Raw genomic sequence first — 18,822 nt, 5'->3', positions numbered from 1 at the left:
ACCTTTAGTTAAAAGTCTCTAAGTCCAGCATTTATAGGCTTTAGAGGCAGACCGGTTCTTTTCATCGATCTTCGCGTTTTTCGGGAATGGACTCCATTTCGCGCATCGCCGGCTCGCTTGAGCCGCATTATCTGGGGCGGTGATCTAGTGCTTTCAGATCAAACAATTGGTCGATACAAAATCATCGAAAAGATCGGCTCGGGCGGCATGGGCGAGGTCTTCCTCGCCGAGGATGAAAAGCTCGGGCGAAAGGTCGCGCTCAAAACTCTCCCGGCTGAGGTCGCAACCGAATCTGAGCGAATGCGCCGCTTTGTCCTTGAAGCAAAGACCGCCTCCGGCCTCAATCACCCAAACATAATCACGATCTACGAGATCAATGACGACGCCGAAGTGCCGTACATTGCGATGGAGTACGTTAAGGGCGAAACGCTCGCCCGGACGCTTCGCAACAAGCGGCTTGAGATGTCGACCGTTGTCGATATCGCAATACAGGTCGCGGGTGCACTTGCGGCCGCACATGAAGCCGGCGTCGTCCACCGCGACGTGAAGCCGGACAACATCATCATCCGGCCGGACGGGCTCGTGAAGGTGCTCGACTTCGGGCTGGTCAAGCTGACGGAAAACGACGGCAGTTCCGACCCCGATGCCGAGACCGTTGCACACCGAACTAATCCCGGAATGATTCTCGGCACGGCCTCATTCATGTCGCCCGAGCAGTCCCGCGGCCGGATAGTTGACGGCCGCTCCGATATCTTCAGCTTCGGCACTTTGCTTTACCAGATGCTCTCAGGCCGTCTGCCCTTCTCGGGCGAGAATTACGTAGATGTAATAGCCTCGATAATTTACAAGGAGCCCGAACCGCTTTCCGCGATTGCTCCGCAGACGCCGCACGACCTTCAGGTATTGGTCCGCAAGTGCCTCAGAAAGGATCGCGACGAGCGTTACCAATCCGCCCGTGAACTGCTGGCAGATCTTAAGGACATAATGCCGTCGCTCGGCGTGACCGCTTCTTCGTCGCAGCGGCTGGCAATGATCAGCGACCCGAGCGTTGCGAAGGTTACGGGCGATACGCTTCTTCGCCCCGATACCGGCGGCCATTCACACTACGATACGAGCACCATCACCGGATTCATCGCCAATGAGGTCGCGATCCATCCGGGACGAGCGTTCGGTTCGATACTTCTTTTCGCGGCCGTGATCGGCGGGCTCTTCCTCGGCCTCCAGAACTTCGTCAGCCCCAAGCAGGCTACGCAAGCATTTGGGAATATACAGCTTGAGAAAGTGACAACAAGCGGGAATGTCATTGGTGACCAGGTCGCGGTATCACCGGACGGAAAATATATCGTTTACGCAATTTCCGAGAATGGGATGGAAAGCCTCTGGTATCGGCAGGTCGAAACAAAGGCGAACATTCAGATCACAACACCTGAACGCTTGCGGCATCGCGGCATGGCGTTTTCGAGCGACGGAAACTTCGTCTATTACACTGCGATCAACGAAAATGGCTCGAACGGCCTCTACCGCGTCCCGGTTCTCGGCGGCATATCGCAGGTAGTCGCAAATGGCGTGAGATCTCGCGTAGGATTCAGACGAGATGCGTCGATGATCGCCTACATCGACGACGATGGTTACCTTGTTACTGCTAACCCGGACGGTTCCTCAGCGGCTCGGCTTGTCCGGCCCGAGAACGGCGATCAGTGGCTATACGCCGAGTGGTTCCCAAGCGGAGATAAACTTCTTGCCGTTGCATTCGAGCGAAGTTCCGGGCTCTATTATCTCAACGAAATAACGGTAGGCGATGCGAAGATCAGCGAACTTGACCCCAGACGTTGGCTGATGATCTCAGGCTTCACCTTGAGTGCCGACGGACGCAACATCTTTATGAGCGCTCGTGATCGCGAATCCGAGATCTCACAGATCTGGCGGCTTTCGTATCGCGACCGTGAACTTCAGCGGGTAACGAACGACGCCAACGATTATTTCTCCGTCAGCGTCTCCTCCGACGGCAAAACGCTTGCGACGGTTCAGTTCCTTCGTAGGGCGAACATTTGGAAACTCGACCCTGCGAGTGGAAATGCGGCCACACAGTTGACCGCGGACGTAGGGCTTGACGAGGGAATGTCAGGGATCGCTTTCGCACCGAATGGCGACATTTTCTTTTCTGTCAGAGAGCGTGCACGTCAATCCATTTGGCGGATAAACCGGGACGGACGCGAGCGTAAGCCGGTCGTCATCGGTCCCGGTAAATACCTTTTTCCGGCCGTCTCACCGGATGGCAGCCAACTCGCATATATGTTCAACGAAGGCAAGGAACCTCAGATCGCCTTGCGAACCCTCGACAACAAAGAGACAGCCCTGTTGACACCAAACTCAGAGTGGGCAACAGATCCGCGGATCACTCCCGACGGGCGGTGGATCGTGTATGCCTCGTTCGATAAGGGTGAACGGTTTTCACTCTGGAAAGTGCCCGTCGCGGGCGGCGAACCCGTTCGCCTGACGGAGCGACAGTTCGAATGCGAGCGGCCGAGCATTTCACCTGATTCTAAGCAGATTCTAGCCGTCTGCCGGCAGGAAGAGGGTGGAACGCGAGAGCTTGCGCTCGTCGATATCAATGGTGGCGACCCGAAGTTTCTCGGTTATCCGCAGATCGCCGGAACACGGAATTTCTCTTGGTCGGCAGATGGGCAGTCGGTCATCTATATTGACCGGACCACTGCCACTCACCAACTAGCCTCGCAACCGATAGCAGGCGGGAATCCGACACAGATCTCGAGTTTCGAAAGCGATTCCATTTTCAGCCTCGCTGTTGACTATCGAACCGGGGCCATCGCATTTTCAAGAGGGCACACGATCGCGAATGTTGTCCGCGTCACCTTTTCGGAATAGACTGAGATCAAACAAATCGCTCCTTCGATTAAGAGTCCCGTCCCTGTGGCCGGACGGTAGTAACAAGACTAAAAATGACAAACGAAGAACTGGTCTCCGGATGTAGCGGAAGAAACTGCGAGTTTTCTGCATACCAAACAACGGTCATTTGCATGAACGGGAGCTCGTCATGCTTTCATGCGAAACTTGCGAAGGCTGAACATTCGGAGTTTCACGACAAACAGTTAGCCGAAGCAACCGAACAGATCACAAAGATCCTTGATTCGCTACAGGATAAAAGTGGCCGGAAGCTTTCGCTACTCGCAACCGACGCCGGAATGATGCTGGCATGGGTCGATCACGGCGCGACGGGCGACGGGTCAGAACCCGTCCGGGCCAGCGACGACCCGGAAAAGGTCCTCAAAGCCCTCCGGATCATCACTGATTGATGGGTCAATAATTTTTTCGCGTACGATGTCCATTTCGGGCGTCGCTGTTCGTTTATGTGGTGAAAGCGGGACATCCGCTCAAAGCGAAAACAACAAGGAGAACAATATGCCACACTACATGCTTTTACTTCACGAACAGCCGTCGGATTTTTCAGGGCTATCGCCCGAGGCCATTGAGGCCGTTATCAATGAATACGTCGCCTGGTCAGCAAAGCTCGCTTCCGAGAACAGGCTTGTCGGCGGCGAAAAACTCCGCGACGAAGGCGGGAAGCACCTTCGCGGTTTTGGCGAGGAGTTTCGCGTCACCGACGGCCCATACACCGAGGCCAAAGAGATCGTCGGCGGCTTTTATACAATCGACGCAGCCGACTACAGCGAAGCGGCCGAGGTCGCAAGCGGCTGCCCGCACCTGAAATATGGCGGCTGGATCGAGATGCGAGAGATCGAACAAATGTCCTGACGCGATGGACACAAACGACGCGAACGTACACGAGACGATAGACCATCTGTTTCGCCAAAGGGCCGGGCAGATGGTCTCTCTTTTGTCTCGGACATTTGGTATCGATAAGCTCGAGCTGATCGAGGACGCCGTTCAGGAAGCGATGATCGCCGCAATGCGGAAATGGCCGTTCGGCATTCCGGAGAACCCTTCGGCTTGGCTGATCCAGACGGCGCGGAACAAAGTCATCGATGATCTGCGGCGAAACAACAAAAGCGTCGGGCTCGATGCGGAAGATGGCTTCGACCTACCGGCCATAGAAGACCGGAATGCGTTCGCGGATCTTGCCGATGATGAATTGCGGATGATCTTCGCCTGCTGCAGCCCGGCGATCGCGGCGGATTCGCGGGTCGCCCTGACGCTAAAGATAGTCGGCGGCTTTAGCGTGCAGGAGATCGCCCGGGCGTTTCTCTCGAACGACGAGGCGGTCGCGAAGATGTTGACGCGGGCGAAAAAGCGGCTTCGCGAGGACGCGAGCTTTCCCGAATTGCCGTCGCCACGCGAATTGCCCGGAAGGCTCGATGCCGTGCTTCGCGTCCTGTATCTGATGTTCAATGAAGGCTTCGGAGCGACCTCGGGCGACGATCTTTTTCGCAGCGACATGTGTTTTGAGGCGATCCGGCTCGCGGAGATGCTCTTGCGTTCACCGGAGACGAGCACGCCGAAGGTCCATGCTCTTGCTGCGCTTTTTTACTTGCAGGCGGCGAGGCTACCCGCGAGAACCAACGACGCCGGCGATCTCGTGCTGCTTGAGGATCAGGACCGAAGCCGCTGGAACATGCACCTTGCCGAACATGGCGTGAAGCATCTTCACCGTTCGGCCAGCGGCGACGAGCGTACCGAATATCATCTCGAATCTGAGATCGCCGGTATCTACACGCTTGCCCCGAGCTTTGCGGAGACCGATTGGCCGCGAATTCTCGCCTGCTACGACGAGCTCCAGCGACGAAGATATTCCGACGTCGTCGAGCTCAACCGGCTGATCGTTTTGGCGAAGATCGAGGGCGCAGAACGTGCCCTCGGCGAACTCGACACTCGCTTTGCAGACGGACGGCTTGAGCGGTTCTATCTCTACCAAACAACCCGCGGACACTTCCTCGCCGCATCCGGCCGCTCGGCCGATGCCGAAGCTGCGTTCACCAAGGCCCTGGCACTCACGGATAACACCGTCATCCGCCGCTTCCTTATCGAGCGGATCGCCCGCCTTTCCGATCGACGCGACAAACCGCAAGGAAGTTAATTAGCACCTAAATCTGTTCCTTCAATAATGCTTTTCTCGTATCGGATATGCTACAAATGATTCTTGCCCCAATACTTTAAGCAAGCCTTTATTATGCGCAGTTTTCTTATCTTTGGTATTTTTGCGGCCGTTTTCGGGCTTTTTATTGCGCCCTTCGACCGGCCGCAGGCTGAATCGGTAGCAATAGCGATCTCGCCAAATCTTGTTGTCAGCCAATTTCAGGCCGGCGGCGGTTCCGCAAACGACGAGTTCATCGAGATCCACAATACAAGTTCGACGGCGGTTGACCTTATCAACTACAAGGTCGTTTACCGCTCGGCGACCGGGACGACCGATGGCTCGCCGATGGCTGAGTGGGCCAGCTCGACCATTCTGCAACCCGGACAGTTTTACTTGATCGCGGCGCAGAACAGCTACGACGGCGGCGTCGCGCCGGACAAGACCTACGACCCGACGGTCCGCTCGATGGGAGCAAATGGCGGCGGCATAGCGATTCGCCAAGGTTCCACAGACACCGGGGCGATCATCGATTCCGTCGGTTGGGGCTCGGCGACGAACATTTTCGTTGAAGGGGTCGTAACCTCGATCCCGGGAAACAACAACAGCCAGGCCCGGAAAGAGAATGGCTGCCATGACACGGACAATAACGCAAACGATTTTCTGAATGTTGTCCCTTCGGCTCCGCGGAATTCGACGACAGTTATAACTTGCGCGGGCGGTGGAACGACGCTCTTCGCGGCGATGAACGCAAACCCGACAACCGTAGCGCCCGGCGGCACGACGCTTTTGACCGTCACGGTAGTTCCGGCCACAACGCCACCGAGCACGAACATTACCGTGGCCGCAAACCTGCAGTCGATCGGCGGAGTGGCGAGCCAGACGTTTTTTGACAACGGTACGAATGGCGACCAGACCGCGGGCGACAACATTTTTTCGTTCCTAGCGACGATCGCACCCGGCACCTCCGGCGGGCCGGCACCGATCGCCGGTGCGGCGGCGGACCTTCAGGGTCGCGTTGTTCCGGTTCAAGTGATTCTTACGGTCAATGCGCCGCTGCCTAATGACGACCCGCTGCTATTCGGAAATCCGAGCAATGCAACGGCCGATGCCGCGAACCAGAACAATTACCTGATGATCAAGCCGCAGTACTCGCTCTCTTACAATCGAAGCAAGGCAACGGCAAACTGGGTCGCCTGGCGGCTGGACAGCACATGGGTCGGCACGGCCGACCGGCAGGACGATTATCGCCCAGATACGACCTTGCCCGCAGGCTGGTATCAAGTGCAGGACTTTGATTATTCAGGCTCCGGCTACGACCGCGGGCATATGTGCCCATCGGGCGACCGGACGCGGTCGGTTGCCGACAACTCGGCGACGTTCCTGATGACCAACATGGTCCCGCAGCTTGGTGCAAACAATCAGGGCCCGTGGAATGATTTTGAGATCTACACGCGTTCGCTCGCCACCCAAGGCAATGAGCTCTACATTATTTCGGGTGTTCACGGCAATATCGGCACCATCGCCTCGGGCCAGATCGTCGTGCCGCAATATACTTGGAAGGTCGTGCTTATCCTCCCGAACGGCAGCAACGATCTACAGCGGGTGAGCAAAGCGACGCGGGCATTCGGCATCATAGTCCCGAACTTCCCGCCGGTGAACCAAGGCTCGCCGTGGCGGAACTTCCGGGTCACGGTAGATGCGGTCGAGGTGATGACCGGCCACGATTTCTATAGCGCGATCCCCCGCAACACGCAGGAGATCATCGAACGACGACGCGACCGACAGTAATGAAAAGATATAATTTGCCGAAGAGCATTTTACGGGCAGCCCGCATCGTTCTAGTTGCGGGCTTTCTTTGCCTTCCTGCCATCGCACAACGCGAATATCCGATCTCGGCGGTCCAGGGCAACCGCAATATTTCGCCGCTCGAGAACCAGACCGTTCGGGTAAGCGGCATCGTTACCGCCCGCATGCGAAACGGCTTTTTTCTCCAAACGCCTGATGGACAGGCCGATAACGACCCGAACACTTCGGAAGGTATTCACGTGTTCACACGTGCCGAACCGCCGGCCGACGCCGTTCCCGGAAATGCCGTTACCGTCTCCGGCCGCGTAATGGAATACCGCCCCGGCAATCAGGCCGCGAGCCTTACCATAACGCAGATATCACATACGCAAGGCAGCGATTTCTTTGGCGTAACGGCAAAAGGCAACCCGCTGCCGAAGCCCATCGTGCTCTCGGCGGAAGACTTCAAACCCAACTCGATCGATCAGCTCGAAAAATTTGAAGGAATGCGTGTTGCCGTCGCCGCGATGACGGTTGTCGCGCCGACCGGCGGAAGGGTCGATGCAAAAACGGAAACGATCGAATCGGACGGGACTTTTTTCGGCGTACTCAAGGGTGTTCCGCGGCCCTTTCGTGAACCCGGGCTTGAGCCGCTTTTTTTTCTGACCTCGCCCGACCGAGATAAATGGAAGACCGAGTTTCCCAAGATCCCGCTTTTTGACGGCAATCTGGAATTGATCCGCATCGATACGCGCTCGCAAGTTTCCTCCCCGCTGCTGAACGTAATGGCCGGGCAGGAACTCAAAGATGTTGTCGGCGTAATGTATTACGGCTTTGGCCGGTACACGATCCTGACCGATGCCGCCGCACCGCCCGCGGTTTCCGGCGGCATTCGCCCGATAGTTTTGCCGCCGCCGACGGACCGCCAGTTCTCGATCGCCGCGATGAACATCGAGACCTTTGTTGACGACGAGGACGACCCAAAGATCCGCGAGGACGTCGCAACGAAAGAGGCATTTGAGAAACGTGTCAAAAAGGTTTCGCGGGCGATCAATGAACTCGCCAGCCGCCCGGACATCATCGCTGTTGTCGAGGCCGAGAACCTGAACGTGCTCCGCCAGCTTGCAAAGGCGGTGAATGCAGGTGCCGTTGCCGCCGACCAGCCAGACCCTAAGTACGAGGCATATCTTGAAGAAGGAAATGACGGCCGCAGCATCGACGTCGGGTTCCTGGTCAAGGGTAGCCGCGTGACGGTCCGCTCGGCAAAACAGCTTGGTAAGAATGAGCGTTTCAGCGAACCCGGCGGCAGAAGCGACGCGATCCTCCACGACCGGCCGCCGCTCGTCATCGAAGCCGAGATCCGCGATGAAAAGACCGGGACGCCGTTTCGGGTGACCGTGATGAGCAATCACCTCAAGTCACTTCGCGGCATCACAGATGAACGCGACGGTCCGCGCGTTAGGGCCAAACGGGCACTGCAGGCAGAGTACATTGCTAAATGGGTCAATGAACGGCAAAAGGCCGACCCGAACGAGCGGATCGTCATCGCCGGCGACCTTAATGCCTTTCAGTTCAACGACGGGCTGGTCGATATCATCGGCACGCTCGTCGGGAAACCGACGCCGAAAGAAGCCGTGATGGCTGCGTCACCGGACCTGATCGAACGCGACCTCATCAACCTCGTCGATCTGATTCAGCCCACCCAGAAGTATTCGTACATCTTTGACGGAAACGCCCAGTCGCTTGACCACATCATCATCAACCAGCCGCTCCGAAAGCACCTCAACGGCTTCGGCTATCTGAGAGTTAATGCGGATTTCCCGAAGGCCTATCGGGCAGATGGTGAAAGGATCGAAGGCTTTTCAGACCACGATGTTGCCGTCGCATATTTTTCGCTTGACTAGGCCGTCGCTTCGCCTTCGAGAATAACTTGGGCGATGGCGTATTCGGCCGTGTGCGAGAGCGAGAGATGTATGCGGGCCGCCCCGGCTTCGGCCGACAATCGGGCGGCCTCGCCTCTCAAGATGAGCGAAGGTGCTCCGTTTTCGTCATTTACGACCTCTATATCTTGCCAAGCGATCTTCCCTCGCCAGCCCGTCTTCAGTGCTTTAAGGAAAGCTTCCTTGGCCGCAAATCTCGCCGCATACGAAGCGGCCGCGGCCTTGCCCCGCGCATCGCAGTACTCGCGTTCGGCTGGCGTGAAAACGCGTTCGCCAAACCGCGGAGTTCTGGCGAGCGTTTCGCGTATGCGATAGACTTCAATTATGTCCAAGCCGGTTGAGATTATCATCGATGGTCGCGGCGAGGCCGAAATGCCTCCGCCAAACGAGGTTGATCTACGCGATCCCCAACGCCGAATTCTAACCGATTCCGACTTCTATTGGCGAGAACAGGGCGTGCTAAAAGTACTTGTTTGCCGCCCGCTTGAGGATGCCGGTTTCGTCAATGGTTTCTCAACGCGGCTCGGCGGCGTCTCAGATATGCGGGGCGATGGCAGCAGCGGCGACCTCAATCTTGCCGGCTATGACGAAGATCTTGCGGAAAATATCGAAGAAAATCGGCGACGTTTCCTCACGCTGTTTGAAGGCGAGCGGCGGCTTGCAACCGCTTGGCAGGTACACGGTGACGGCGTGAAAGTCGTTGACAGCCCCGAAGCGGCCGCCGCGACCGAAGATCGTTTTGATTCGCTCGTTTCCGACATGCCCGGGCTTCTCCTCGGGGTTAAGACGGCCGACTGCGTGCCGGTCTTGATCGGCGACCCGCAGACTAAAAGCTTTGCCGCCGTTCACGCCGGATGGCGCGGAACGGTGCAATCTATCGTCGTAAGAGCGGTCGAGAAGATGGTGGAGACCTTCGGTGCAAACCCGGCGGATATGATCGCCGCCATCGGCCCGGCAGCCTGCGGGCGAAACTATGAGATCGGCGAGGATGTCATCGCGGAATTTACCGAAAGCTTTGCCGACGCCGAAAAGTATTTCACGGCGAACCGGCCGGGCCACGCATTGATCGACCTACACGCGGCAAATCGCGACCAGCTCATCGCCGCCGGCCTTGCTCCCGAAAACATCTTCGCCTCATCGCTTTGCACAATGGAGCAAACCGACCTCTTCTTTTCCTACCGCGTCGAGAAAAAGAAATACGGCCGAACGGGACGCCTGATGTCCGTCATCGGCCGTAACGTGTAACCAGATCTATATGTAAGAAAGTCAGGAAATACTCAAGAGTTCCTGCGGTTTGCTTCCTCTGTGTACATTGTGAAAAACCTTTGCGGCCTTTGTGTTTAAATATTTCTAAACACAAAGTCCGCAAAGATCGGATGCACAAAGTCCACTAAGACAAAGTCCTAATCTAGAAGCTCTGATGATCAGCGGACGCGAGCCGTTAGCGTAATATTCTGCGTTCGCGGCGGGTAGCAGACGTCGTCTGTGCATGCCTGATAGCGGACCGCGGCCCGGACGGTCACCGTATTTCCGCGAAAATTCGCCGGAACGCGAACCGTAAAGGGGATCGAAACGCGGCCTTCGTAAATGTTGATGGTCCCGCCGTTAGAGAATTGAAAACTCTTGTTCTTGCCGCGCGGATAGACCGGAGCGGTCACGCGGCCACCTGTCGCTGTCAGCCGAACCGTCGTCGGAATCGCATATTCGCTGTTGGGGCGGCTTGAGTTAACATGCAGCCCGCCCGGAATATTCAGCACGACCACCCCGCGGGCAGAGCCGCCGCGGGCAACGGTCCCATTGCCGATCGAGCCGCCGACGTTGACCGTTTGGGCATTGACGGCAGCGGCCGCGAAAGCGGTAAATATAATTGCGAGAGCAGTTCCAATAAATTTCGTTTTCAGCATAAGTTTTCTATGATGTCACCCACCCGCGGCGGGATGTTTCTATTTTACGTCAAAACCGCTGATCAGGTTTTCGATCGCTTTTTCGTGCTCCGTACTAATCTCTTCGAGAACATCCGCACGAAGCTCGAATATCGCTCCATCTGATTCGGCCAGGCGAACAAAACGCCGAAGCTGAATGTCATCTTCGATCGCCGAAAGTTCAAGCCGAACGTTCCTCCGCTCCAAGGCAATAAACTTCTCATCGCTCAAAACCTCCGTCGCGGATTCTTTTATCTCAGCGGCGAGGGCATCAAGCTCTCTCCCTTCGTGGCGTTCGACCGCTATCGTCGCCTGATACTTCTCTGTCGCGTCACCGGTGCCAAAGTCCCTGCTGTTTGCCCGAAAAGTGACGCCTGAGTCGTCGTTCAGCATGTGAATAAAGCCCGCGGGCTTGGTCAAAGTAAATCCTTCGCCCTCGATCAATTCCTCATCGTAGGCCGCCGCGGCATCGCGCTTTATTTTGGTCGAGGCCCAAACCATCAGGGCGACGAGTATTGAACCGACGATCAGTATCTCCATTTCTCTTATCCGAAAAACGCCAACAAAAATTCCCTCAGGCCCCGATCTGCACAAGATTCGGCTCGTGCTTGGCCGCAAGCTGGCCACAGGCGGCATAGATGTCGCGGCCCCGCGGGGTTCGCACATATGCCGAAATGCCCCGCCATTCGAGTATCTCCTTGAATCGCCGGACCTGCTCCGGCTCGGACGGCCGATAGTCGAGCTGCTCGGCCGGGTTGTGCGGGATCAAGTTTATTTTCACCTTCCGCAGGCCGTGCCGTTCGATCAGGTCGGCGAGCTCCTCGGCCTGCCGGTCAGCATCATTCACACCACCGAGCAGAACATATTCGAACGTAAATCTTTCGCCGCGTTTCAGCGTTTTCTCGAATTCGCGAGCCGCCGCCATCAGGTCCTCGATCGGCCATTTTCGGTTGATCGGCATCAGCCGGTCGCGGAGCGTATCGCTTGCCGCCGAGAGCGAGATCGCAAGATTCGGCCGGCGTTCGAGCTTTGCAAATTCGTGGATCTTGGGCACAATGCCGGCGGTCGAGACCGTGACGCGGCCTGAGACTATGTGCAGCCCCTTTTCGTCTGCTATTATCTCGAGCGCCTTTATCAGCTCCTCAAAATTCAAAAACGGCTCGCCCTCGCCCATCGCCACCAGATTGGTCCCATGAGGTGTTTCGCCGCCGATGCCGTAAACGTCATTGAGGACGATGATGATCTGCTCGATGATCTCACCGGCGGTCAGATTCCTGAGCAGTCCGAGCTTTGCTGTAAGGCAGAAATCGCACTTGAGCGGGCAGCCCGATTGCGACGAGAAGCAGATCGTGTCGCGGCTCTCGGTCGGGATAAAGACGGTCTCGACCGGATAGCCATCGCGGGTCCGCATAAGGTAACGCCGGGTACCGTCTACCGATACGAACTTCGATTCGACCTCAAGCACGGAAACGTCTGTCTCTGCCGCAAGCCGCTCCCGAAGAGCCTTGGGCAGGTCGGTCATTTCGTCAAAAGAACGTAGACGGCGTTCGTAGAGCCCGCGGAAGACCTGATCTGCACGGTAACGCGGCTCGCCGAGCCCGGCAAAAAGCTCAGTGAGTTCATCGCGGCCAAGTCCGACAAGATGCGGGCGCGTTTCCACACCGTTGATTCTATCGCATTTGCAAACGTGTTCGCATCGCCGGGGCGAACTCGCACGCCGCGTTTGGTAAACTTGAAAACGATGCCGCCTCTCGCTCGTTTCGGAAAACCCGCCATATTTCTGATCGCCCTGCTGGCCGTTGCGACTGCGGGCTGCGAGCGGTTGAAAAGCGTGACCCAAGGCCCGGCTGAGACGCCGCCGCAGACCGCTTTGGCAGATACGGCCTTGCCGCCAGGCCCACACGCCGCATTCGGAAATCCATCAAACGCCACTGCTGACGAACGCGATCGCGATAACTTCCTGATCGTCGGCGAAGGCTCGGTTCTTTCTTATAACAACACCCGCGGAACGGCCAACTGGGTCGCCTGGCAAACGACCCGCAGCGACCTCGGCAAGTCGATCCCGCGTCCAGACTTCAGGCCCGACCCGCGGCTGCCCGATGGCTTTCGCCGCATCGGTTACTACGATTATTCAGGCAGCGGCTACAACCGCGGCCATCTCGTCCCGAGTGCGGACCGCTTTGCCAACACGCAGCTCAACGAAGAGACTTTCATGATGACCAACATCGTCCCGCAGACGGCAGATCTCAATCAGGGCCCGTGGGAGAAGCTCGAGCGGCACGCCCGGGCGCTTGCGAGGCGGCTCGGCACCGTTCAACAGATCGCCGGCTGCTACGGCGAGAAGGAGCGGATCAAGGGAAGAGTAACGGCCCCGACAAACTGCTGGAAGATCATCGTCGCTCTGCCAAGCGGCAAGAGTATCGCCGACCGCGACCGCCGAATGCAGGTCATCGCCGTCGATATGCCAAATATCGATGGGATCGAAGAAGTTCGATGGGAGACCTACCGAACCACCATTCGGGAGATCGAGCAGCGGACCGGCCTCGGCTTCTTTGACGATTTACCCGTTGAGCTCGAGACCCATCTTGAGGAACGGCTCGATGTAAAGAACCCCTGAACCCCTGAAACTTTCGGAACGACCCTTCGTAAGAATGGGAATGAAACGTTCATTTTTCATTCTTAGCACGATCTTCATTCTCAGTACCTCTATGTTTGCTCAGGGCAAAGAAGCAAAGCCCGCCGATGTCGAGTCGATCGATTCGATAATGAAGGCGGTTTATGACGTCATCTCCGGCGATGCCGGCGTCGAACGCGATTGGGACCGCTTCCGCTCGCTCTTTCACAAGGACGCAAGGCTCATCCCGACCGGCAAAAATCCGCAAACCGGCGTAACCGGGGCAACCGTGTTCACGCCCGATGGCTACATCGAACGGGTCTCACCCGTCTTTGCCAAGCAGGGTTTCCACGAACGCGAGATCGGCCGGAAGGTGGACCGCTACGGCAATATTGTCCAGGTCTTTTCGACCTACGCCGCATTCCGCAGCAAGACGGACAAGGAACCCTTCATGCGCGGCATTAATAGCTTTCAGCTCCTCTTTGACGGCAAGCGGTGGTGGGTGATGACAATCTTCTGGGAAGCCGAAACCCCGGAAAACCCGATCCCGAAAAAATACCTGAACTAACCGGTTACGCTTGGCCGTGCCTTACACCGGTGCCTTCTCGGGCCGGCTATTCAACGCCCGAAATTAAAATGAAAGAGGCGGCAAAGCGATGAACGCCTTGCCGCCGTTGAGGCCTCGAGCCCGAACCCGTGCGGGGCCGGATCGCGGCTAAAATAATCTATTTGACCGGCCAGGTTCCGCAATAAACGAACTCGGCCTTGCCTGTTAGCAGCATTTCGCCGTCGTCTCGCCAGTGCACCTCGGTCGTGCCGCCGGGGCTGATGACGGAAACCGTCCGCTCGGTTCTATCCGAAAACGCGCTGAGCACTGCTGCTGCGCTTGCGCACGTACCCGAGGCCGACGTCTCATGAGCCCCGCGCTCCCAGATGCGGATCTCGATATTCTCGCGGTCGAGCACCTTGACGAAGACGATGTTCGCCCGTTCAGGGAAAAGCGGATGCGCCTCCATTTCCGCACCGAACTTACGCCAATCGAAGTTGAAATCTTCGACGAACGAGCACGCTACTGGATTACCAACATTCACGCATGAGACCAGAAAGAACCCGTCCGAAAGGTGCACCGGCACGTCCCGAACCGAACTCATCGGCTCCTCGGAGTGGAACGGCACCTCGCGGCTTGTGAACTTCGGCTCGCCAATCTCGGCCTCGAACCAAAACTCGTGGTCGTTCTCCCGCTGGACGAGCATGAATCGCTTAACGCCGCTACGCGTCTCAAGCCGAAGCTCCGGATACGGCCAAAGGCCTTTGTGATAAAGATACGAGACCGCGCAACGGGTGCCGTTGCCGGAAAACCCGGCGATGCTCCCATCGGGGTTAACGATCTCGCAAGAATAATCGGCCGTTTCGCCGTCAAGCTTTTCTACTATCGCGATGCCGTCCGCACCGGCTCCACGGTGGCGGTCGCAGATCGCTTTTCCTAGCTCGGCGGGGTCGGTTCCCGCCGGCAACTGGGCTTTTTCAATGACTATGTAGTCGTTCCCGAAGCCATGAAACTTGCAGAAAGTTATCGTGGACATAGCAAAATTGTTCGTCTTTTTGCGGGAAACGAACGGTCAGAACAGACCCCTCTTTTTTTGACGCTAGCTTTCAAATACTTTTGCGGTATTTTTGCATATTTTCCGACATTTTTCTTTCGCCGGGCGCAATTTTTGGTAAATGTGCTAAAAATGGAGCTATGGACCACCCTGCACCGCGAACACGCCTCGACCTTCCAAAGGAGAAGCGGAGGGAGATAGAAATTGAAGAGGGCCTGGATAATTTATCCCATTATCTCGACGGACTCTTTCGAATTCCCGGGACGACATGGCGATTTGGGCTGGACTCGCTTATCGGGTTGGTACCGAATGTTGGCGATACGATCACGTCGTTCGCTTCGTTCTATATTTTGATCGCGGGTGTGCGGTACGGCGTGCCGAAGATCACGCTGCTTCGGATGGCATTCAATATCGCGTTGGACTACCTCGTCGGGTCAATACCCTTCCTGGGCGATGCTTTCGATTTCTTTTGGAAATCGAATAAGAGGAACATGGACCTGATCCGCGAACGAGCGACCGGCAAGGATCAAGGGACCAAGGCGGACTACATTTTCGTATTCGTCATCATCGGCCTGCTCGTCCTGCTCCTGCTCGGCTCGATCTTTGTGAGTTTGTATATTATCTACGGGATTCTCTGGGAGCTTTTCACGGGGAATATCTGAAGTTGACCGCAGATGAACGCAAATGAACCCAGATTTTTTGAATCTGCGTCTATTTGTGTCGATCTGCGGTCTATTATTAGGCTCCGGCGGCCTCTACCGTCGCGGGGAACATCTTGTCTAGTGCGGACTGCAGGACCGTGACGCCGAACTCGCCGGCGGCTCGCGTTTTTAGCTTCCCTTCTGCATCGAAGAGATAGTAAACCGGTACCCAGCCTTGTTCGTTCTGAAAGGACTCTCTCAGCTTGTGCAGGCTGTCGACGGCACAGACCTCATCGATCTTGTTTTCGACGATGGCCTGATTGACCGTGTCGAGATCGGTGTCGGCCTCATACCGCGGCATGTGGACGGCAATGGTCTGCAGGCCGAGCTCGCCGTATTTCTTTTTCATCTCGTTAAGTTGCGGCATCTTGTCTTTGCAGATTCCGCACGAGACTGCCCAAAAGTGAACAAGCGCGGGCTTGCCCTTTGTATCTTCAACTGTGTCTTCGAGCGAGCCGTTGAACCAAGTGGTCGCGCCATCAAGCTGAGGCATCGCATCTCCAATTCGCATTGGCATTTTCTTTGTCTCCAAAATAGTCTAGCCACAGAGAGCACAGAGAATCATTTAAAACTCTGTGCCCTCTGTGGCCAAATTTTCTATGCTTTCAGGTTCTCTTGTCCGGGTGTCCAATCTGCGGCGCAGAGTCCGCCGGTCTGGAGGCCCTGCAGAACGCGAAGCGTTTCATCGACCGAGCGTCCGATATTCAGGTCGTGGATGACCGAATACTGCAAAACGCCTTCCGGGTTGATGATAAACAGCCCCCGAAGAGCGATGTTCGCCTCTTCAACAAGGATGTTGTACTTCGCCGCAAGCTTGCCGCCTACGTCCGACGCGAGCGGGTAGTTGACGCCCTCGATGCCGTTCTTATCCTGCGGGGTCTTGAGCCACGCACGATGCGAATGGACCGAGTCGGTCGAAATTCCGATGACCTCTGCTCCGATGCCCTGGAAATCTTCCAGACGATCCGAGAAATGGATCAGCTCGGTCGGGCAAACGAAGGTGAAATCGAGCGGGTAGAATAAGAGGACGAGCCACTTGCCCTTGTAATCGGAAAGCTTGACGTTTTCGGCAAGCGTTTCCATGTTCTTGGTTGAAGGCAGATTGAAATCCGGGGCCGGCTTGCCGACCTTGGCGAAATCGACCGCCGGAAGCGGTGAAAGTGCTGGTGCTACTGCTGACATTATTACGTTATCTCCTATGAATGTATCTATGATCGAAAAAATGTGGCCACCGAGAACCGCGAGCATGCACGTCCGATAAATTTCATCGAATTATTTTGCCTTGCTCTATGTTCTCTGTGGCTACTTACCTGCACACTCGGGGCAGCGGCCCCGAAGCGTAAATTCGAGCGATTCCGGTTTGAAATGCGAAAGGCGAGCCGCCTTTTTCATCAGATCGTCCGGATAGCTCAACTCTATATCGACCAGCCGCCCGCACTCGGTGCAGATGGCGTGGTCATGGCGGTGCGTCGTCCGGTCGTACCGGCTTGCACCGTTCCCAAACTGTACCTCGGCGATGTGCCCGGCTTCTTTCAGGAAGCGAAGGCTGTTATAAACGGTCGCGAACGAAATGGTCGGAAGCTTATCCTTAGCCGCCGCAAACACATCATTTGCCGTCATATGCTCATCGGCATCAAGGATCACGCTCAGCACGACCTTGCGCTGCCGCGTTAACCCTAATTCTTCTATTGCTTTTACTTCCATTAAACTTTCGCCCGGCATACTAAAACCCAAATCGCCGAGCCACAGTTAGAATAATTCTAATTCTAACATATGTCAAGCCACGACCACCCCAAAACCCGTCCGCCCGCTGACCCCATCTTTGGGCTATGCCCACCGATGTGCGGAATGGCTCCGCCTTTCCGTCCGCCGCCCCAAATATGCCTGCGGCTACGCCGCCTGTCGGTCCCGCGTTGCAAGTACCTTTACTGTAGGCAGTATTCTTTATAGCCAGGATCCAAGACCGGTGCATCGCCGGGCACAAGATAAATGTTGGTGAATGTCCGGTTCCCGCGAAGCGTTCGGACAAATGAGCGGTTGGCCGAAAGTCTATTCAATAGGTGACCCTTGATTCGCCGCGTTCGCTCTTCCATTTGCGCCTGCGATAGTTTGTGATCAAATGTTGTTTCAATATAAACTGTCCGGCCCGGAAAACGCTTGAGCCCATCGGTGACGGCGGCATCAAGCCGGGCCTTTTCTTCTTCCCACTCCAGATCAAAGTACTGAGTCCAGAATGAGACGTCGGAACTGATGACGAGGCAAGGGTCGCAGCTCACGTGAAAGAGATCAGATGCGGTAAATGGACAGCCTTCGGGCAACCCTCTGACAGTTACCGTCGCGGTCGTGTCTGTGTTGAAATATCGCTCCGGCCGTACTTCCAAAATGTCTCTATCATTTCGGCCAACTATCTTTCCTCCGGAGACCGTCCACTCGAAACTAAGGTCTCTCGAAGGTATTTCGGGTTCGGCCGAAAAATGGAAGCGCACATTTTTGCCGGGCTCAACAATTCCTGCCGGCCCGGTGACCGACAAAGTCGGGCAAGCAGCAAGGTCAAGATCTCCAAACTCGTCAAACTTTATGGGATGGCCGCCGCCCTGAATCTCGGCGTCTTTTGTTAAGGTTCTGACGCATTCAGCAGACGGTCCTGTTATCTTCACTTCTGCTTTCAGAACTGTCCCGTTGTCCTTTTCGCTTGTTCGGACGTATATCCACGGTTTCCCTTGGCCGCTTTCTAAAGTGCCGCGGGACACGGTCCATACAAATTTATATTGATCGTAATTTTCTAATGGCGGGTTGACTGTGAAGATCGCCACCTCGCCTGGCCGCACCACGCCTGCCGGACCAACGACCGTCAAGGTCGGACATTTCTGTCCGGCTACGAAACCAGCACCTTCGAGCGTGTTCTGTGGGGATACGGATGCAGCCAGACCGAGCACAAACGCAATGACGATCGGGAGCCTAAACATAATCCAGAATAATACAACGAAAGCGGCTCAGTCAGGAAGAATTTTTTTATAGAAGCGGATGCCTTAGTGGGCGTCTTCGGGCTTTGCCCGCCGATGAGCGGAATGGCTCCGCCTTTCCGTCCGACGCCCAAATTACTTCCGCGGCTACGCCGCCCGCCCGTGAGAATATTCGGATTCGTTGTCCGATGAGTTTGGCTTATGATATTCTTCTCGCCAAGCCGCATGCGGCGACAGCAGTAC

19 protein-coding genes are annotated in these 18,822 nt (G+C 56.3%); 10 read left to right on the top strand and 9 right to left on the bottom strand.

Annotated elements, in window-relative coordinates:
- Positions 1-147 precede the first annotated feature (147 nt).
- The 6 genes from IPM21_07710 (at position 148) to IPM21_07685 (ending at position 8,742) form a co-directional block, all read left to right on the top strand.
- The gene (locus tag IPM21_07710) at positions 148-2,886 is read left to right on the top strand and encodes a protein kinase (GenBank protein MBK9163783.1); all 2,739 of its coding nucleotides are present in this window, start codon (positions 148-150) and stop codon (positions 2,884-2,886) included.
- 74 nt (positions 2,887-2,960) lie between these two features.
- The gene (locus IPM21_07705; protein MBK9163782.1) at positions 2,961-3,314 is read left to right on the top strand and encodes a hypothetical protein; all 354 of its coding nucleotides are present in this window, start codon (positions 2,961-2,963) and stop codon (positions 3,312-3,314) included.
- Between the two features lie 106 nt (positions 3,315-3,420).
- Positions 3,421-3,774 carry a transcription initiation protein gene (locus IPM21_07700; GenBank protein ID MBK9163781.1) on the top strand — a complete coding sequence of 118 codons (354 nt, stop codon included), beginning with the start codon at positions 3,421-3,423 and terminating at the stop codon, positions 3,772-3,774.
- A gap of 4 nt (positions 3,775-3,778) precedes the next feature.
- The gene (locus IPM21_07695; GenBank protein ID MBK9163780.1) at positions 3,779-5,053 is read left to right on the top strand and encodes a sigma-70 family RNA polymerase sigma factor; all 1,275 of its coding nucleotides are present in this window, start codon (positions 3,779-3,781) and stop codon (positions 5,051-5,053) included.
- A 93-nt stretch (positions 5,054-5,146) separates the two neighbouring features.
- A complete protein-coding gene (locus IPM21_07690; protein ID MBK9163779.1) occupies positions 5,147-6,841 on the top strand; it encodes a DNA/RNA non-specific endonuclease in 1,695 nt (564 codons plus the stop codon).
- Positions 6,841-8,742 carry a hypothetical protein gene (locus tag IPM21_07685; GenBank protein ID MBK9163778.1) on the top strand — a complete coding sequence of 634 codons (1,902 nt, stop codon included), beginning with the start codon at positions 6,841-6,843 and terminating at the stop codon, positions 8,740-8,742. Before IPM21_07690 ends, IPM21_07685 begins: the two co-directional genes overlap by 1 nt.
- On the opposite strand, the gene IPM21_07680 is transcribed toward IPM21_07685, so the two are convergent.
- A complete protein-coding gene (locus tag IPM21_07680; GenBank protein MBK9163777.1) occupies positions 8,739-9,128 on the bottom strand; it encodes a holo-ACP synthase in 390 nt (129 codons plus the stop codon). The genes IPM21_07685 and IPM21_07680 overlap by 4 nt on opposite strands.
- On the opposite strand from IPM21_07680, the gene pgeF reads away from it, so the two are divergent.
- Positions 9,103-10,023, top strand: coding sequence for a peptidoglycan editing factor PgeF (gene pgeF / locus IPM21_07675; GenBank protein ID MBK9163776.1), 921 nt, complete (start codon positions 9,103-9,105; stop codon positions 10,021-10,023). The genes IPM21_07680 and pgeF overlap by 26 nt on opposite strands.
- A gap of 179 nt (positions 10,024-10,202) precedes the next feature.
- On the opposite strand, the gene IPM21_07670 is transcribed toward pgeF, so the two are convergent.
- Genes IPM21_07670 through rlmN form a run of 3 tightly spaced genes read right to left on the bottom strand, consistent with a single transcriptional unit; the run spans position 10,203 to position 12,360 of the window.
- Positions 10,203-10,682, bottom strand: a complete 480-nt coding sequence (locus IPM21_07670) for a protein-disulfide reductase DsbD N-terminal domain-containing protein (protein MBK9163775.1) — start codon at positions 10,680-10,682, stop codon at positions 10,203-10,205.
- A gap of 39 nt (positions 10,683-10,721) precedes the next feature.
- The gene (locus tag IPM21_07665) at positions 10,722-11,240 is read right to left on the bottom strand and encodes a hypothetical protein (GenBank protein ID MBK9163774.1); all 519 of its coding nucleotides are present in this window, start codon (positions 11,238-11,240) and stop codon (positions 10,722-10,724) included.
- A gap of 34 nt (positions 11,241-11,274) precedes the next feature.
- Positions 11,275-12,360 carry a 23S rRNA (adenine(2503)-C(2))-methyltransferase RlmN gene (gene rlmN, locus IPM21_07660; protein ID MBK9163773.1) on the bottom strand — a complete coding sequence of 362 codons (1,086 nt, stop codon included), beginning with the start codon at positions 12,358-12,360 and terminating at the stop codon, positions 11,275-11,277.
- 81 nt (positions 12,361-12,441) lie between these two features.
- On the opposite strand from rlmN, the gene IPM21_07655 reads away from it, so the two are divergent.
- A complete protein-coding gene (locus tag IPM21_07655) occupies positions 12,442-13,317 on the top strand; it encodes a DNA/RNA non-specific endonuclease (GenBank protein ID MBK9163772.1) in 876 nt (291 codons plus the stop codon).
- Positions 13,318-13,357: 40 nt separating this feature from the next.
- Positions 13,358-13,882 carry a hypothetical protein gene (locus IPM21_07650; GenBank protein ID MBK9163771.1) on the top strand — a complete coding sequence of 175 codons (525 nt, stop codon included), beginning with the start codon at positions 13,358-13,360 and terminating at the stop codon, positions 13,880-13,882.
- A gap of 157 nt (positions 13,883-14,039) precedes the next feature.
- Here the strand turns inward: IPM21_07650 and dapF are convergent, their stop codons facing one another.
- Positions 14,040-14,897, bottom strand: a complete 858-nt coding sequence (dapF, locus tag IPM21_07645; protein MBK9163770.1) for a diaminopimelate epimerase — start codon at positions 14,895-14,897, stop codon at positions 14,040-14,042.
- Between the two features lie 158 nt (positions 14,898-15,055).
- On the opposite strand from dapF, the gene IPM21_07640 reads away from it, so the two are divergent.
- Positions 15,056-15,577, top strand: a complete 522-nt coding sequence (locus IPM21_07640; GenBank protein ID MBK9163769.1) for a DUF4112 domain-containing protein — start codon at positions 15,056-15,058, stop codon at positions 15,575-15,577.
- 76 nt (positions 15,578-15,653) lie between these two features.
- Here IPM21_07640 and IPM21_07635 read toward each other — a convergent pair whose 3' ends face one another.
- The 4 genes from IPM21_07635 to IPM21_07620 form a co-directional block, all read right to left on the bottom strand.
- Positions 15,654-16,133, bottom strand: a complete 480-nt coding sequence (locus tag IPM21_07635) for a TlpA family protein disulfide reductase (protein MBK9163768.1) — start codon at positions 16,131-16,133, stop codon at positions 15,654-15,656.
- Positions 16,134-16,213: 80 nt separating this feature from the next.
- A complete protein-coding gene (locus IPM21_07630; protein ID MBK9163767.1) occupies positions 16,214-16,798 on the bottom strand; it encodes a peroxiredoxin in 585 nt (194 codons plus the stop codon).
- A 120-nt stretch (positions 16,799-16,918) separates the two neighbouring features.
- On the bottom strand, positions 16,919-17,320 hold the full coding sequence (locus tag IPM21_07625; protein ID MBK9163766.1) for a transcriptional repressor: 402 nt from the start codon (positions 17,318-17,320) through the stop codon (positions 16,919-16,921).
- Positions 17,321-17,541: 221 nt separating this feature from the next.
- Positions 17,542-18,582: a hypothetical protein gene (locus IPM21_07620; GenBank protein ID MBK9163765.1), complete on the bottom strand. Its 1,041-nt coding sequence runs from the start codon at positions 18,580-18,582 to the stop codon at positions 17,542-17,544.
- Positions 18,583-18,822 lie beyond the last annotated feature (240 nt).

It is taken from the genome of Acidobacteriota bacterium, assembly GCA_016716435.1.
Taxonomy (GTDB): domain Bacteria; phylum Acidobacteriota; class Blastocatellia; order Pyrinomonadales; family Pyrinomonadaceae; genus OLB17.
The sequence above is the reverse complement of the archived record's forward strand: the minus strand, read 5'-3'. Positions and strand labels throughout refer to the sequence as shown.

Coding starts and splice junctions, on each gene's coding strand:
- IPM21_07705 (MBK9163782.1), top strand. CDS start 2,961: ATGACAAACGAAGAACTGGTCTCCGGATGTAGCGGAAGAAACTGCGAG.
- IPM21_07665 (MBK9163774.1), bottom strand. CDS start 11,240: ATGGAGATACTGATCGTCGGTTCAATACTCGTCGCCCTGATGGTTTGG.
- IPM21_07690 (MBK9163779.1), top strand. CDS start 5,147: ATGCGCAGTTTTCTTATCTTTGGTATTTTTGCGGCCGTTTTCGGGCTT.
- IPM21_07700 (MBK9163781.1), top strand. CDS start 3,421: ATGCCACACTACATGCTTTTACTTCACGAACAGCCGTCGGATTTTTCA.
- pgeF (MBK9163776.1), top strand. CDS start 9,103: ATGTCCAAGCCGGTTGAGATTATCATCGATGGTCGCGGCGAGGCCGAA.
- IPM21_07635 (MBK9163768.1), bottom strand. CDS start 16,133: ATGCCAATGCGAATTGGAGATGCGATGCCTCAGCTTGATGGCGCGACC.
- IPM21_07680 (MBK9163777.1), bottom strand. CDS start 9,128: ATGATAATCTCAACCGGCTTGGACATAATTGAAGTCTATCGCATACGC.
- IPM21_07620 (MBK9163765.1), bottom strand. CDS start 18,582: ATGTTTAGGCTCCCGATCGTCATTGCGTTTGTGCTCGGTCTGGCTGCA.
- IPM21_07625 (MBK9163766.1), bottom strand. CDS start 17,320: ATGGAAGTAAAAGCAATAGAAGAATTAGGGTTAACGCGGCAGCGCAAG.
- IPM21_07630 (MBK9163767.1), bottom strand. CDS start 16,798: ATGTCAGCAGTAGCACCAGCACTTTCACCGCTTCCGGCGGTCGATTTC.
- IPM21_07685 (MBK9163778.1), top strand. CDS start 6,841: ATGAAAAGATATAATTTGCCGAAGAGCATTTTACGGGCAGCCCGCATC.
- IPM21_07670 (MBK9163775.1), bottom strand. CDS start 10,682: ATGCTGAAAACGAAATTTATTGGAACTGCTCTCGCAATTATATTTACC.
- dapF (MBK9163770.1), bottom strand. CDS start 14,897: ATGTCCACGATAACTTTCTGCAAGTTTCATGGCTTCGGGAACGACTAC.
- IPM21_07650 (MBK9163771.1), top strand. CDS start 13,358: ATGAAACGTTCATTTTTCATTCTTAGCACGATCTTCATTCTCAGTACC.
- IPM21_07655 (MBK9163772.1), top strand. CDS start 12,442: ATGCCGCCTCTCGCTCGTTTCGGAAAACCCGCCATATTTCTGATCGCC.
- IPM21_07695 (MBK9163780.1), top strand. CDS start 3,779: ATGGACACAAACGACGCGAACGTACACGAGACGATAGACCATCTGTTT.
- IPM21_07640 (MBK9163769.1), top strand. CDS start 15,056: ATGGACCACCCTGCACCGCGAACACGCCTCGACCTTCCAAAGGAGAAG.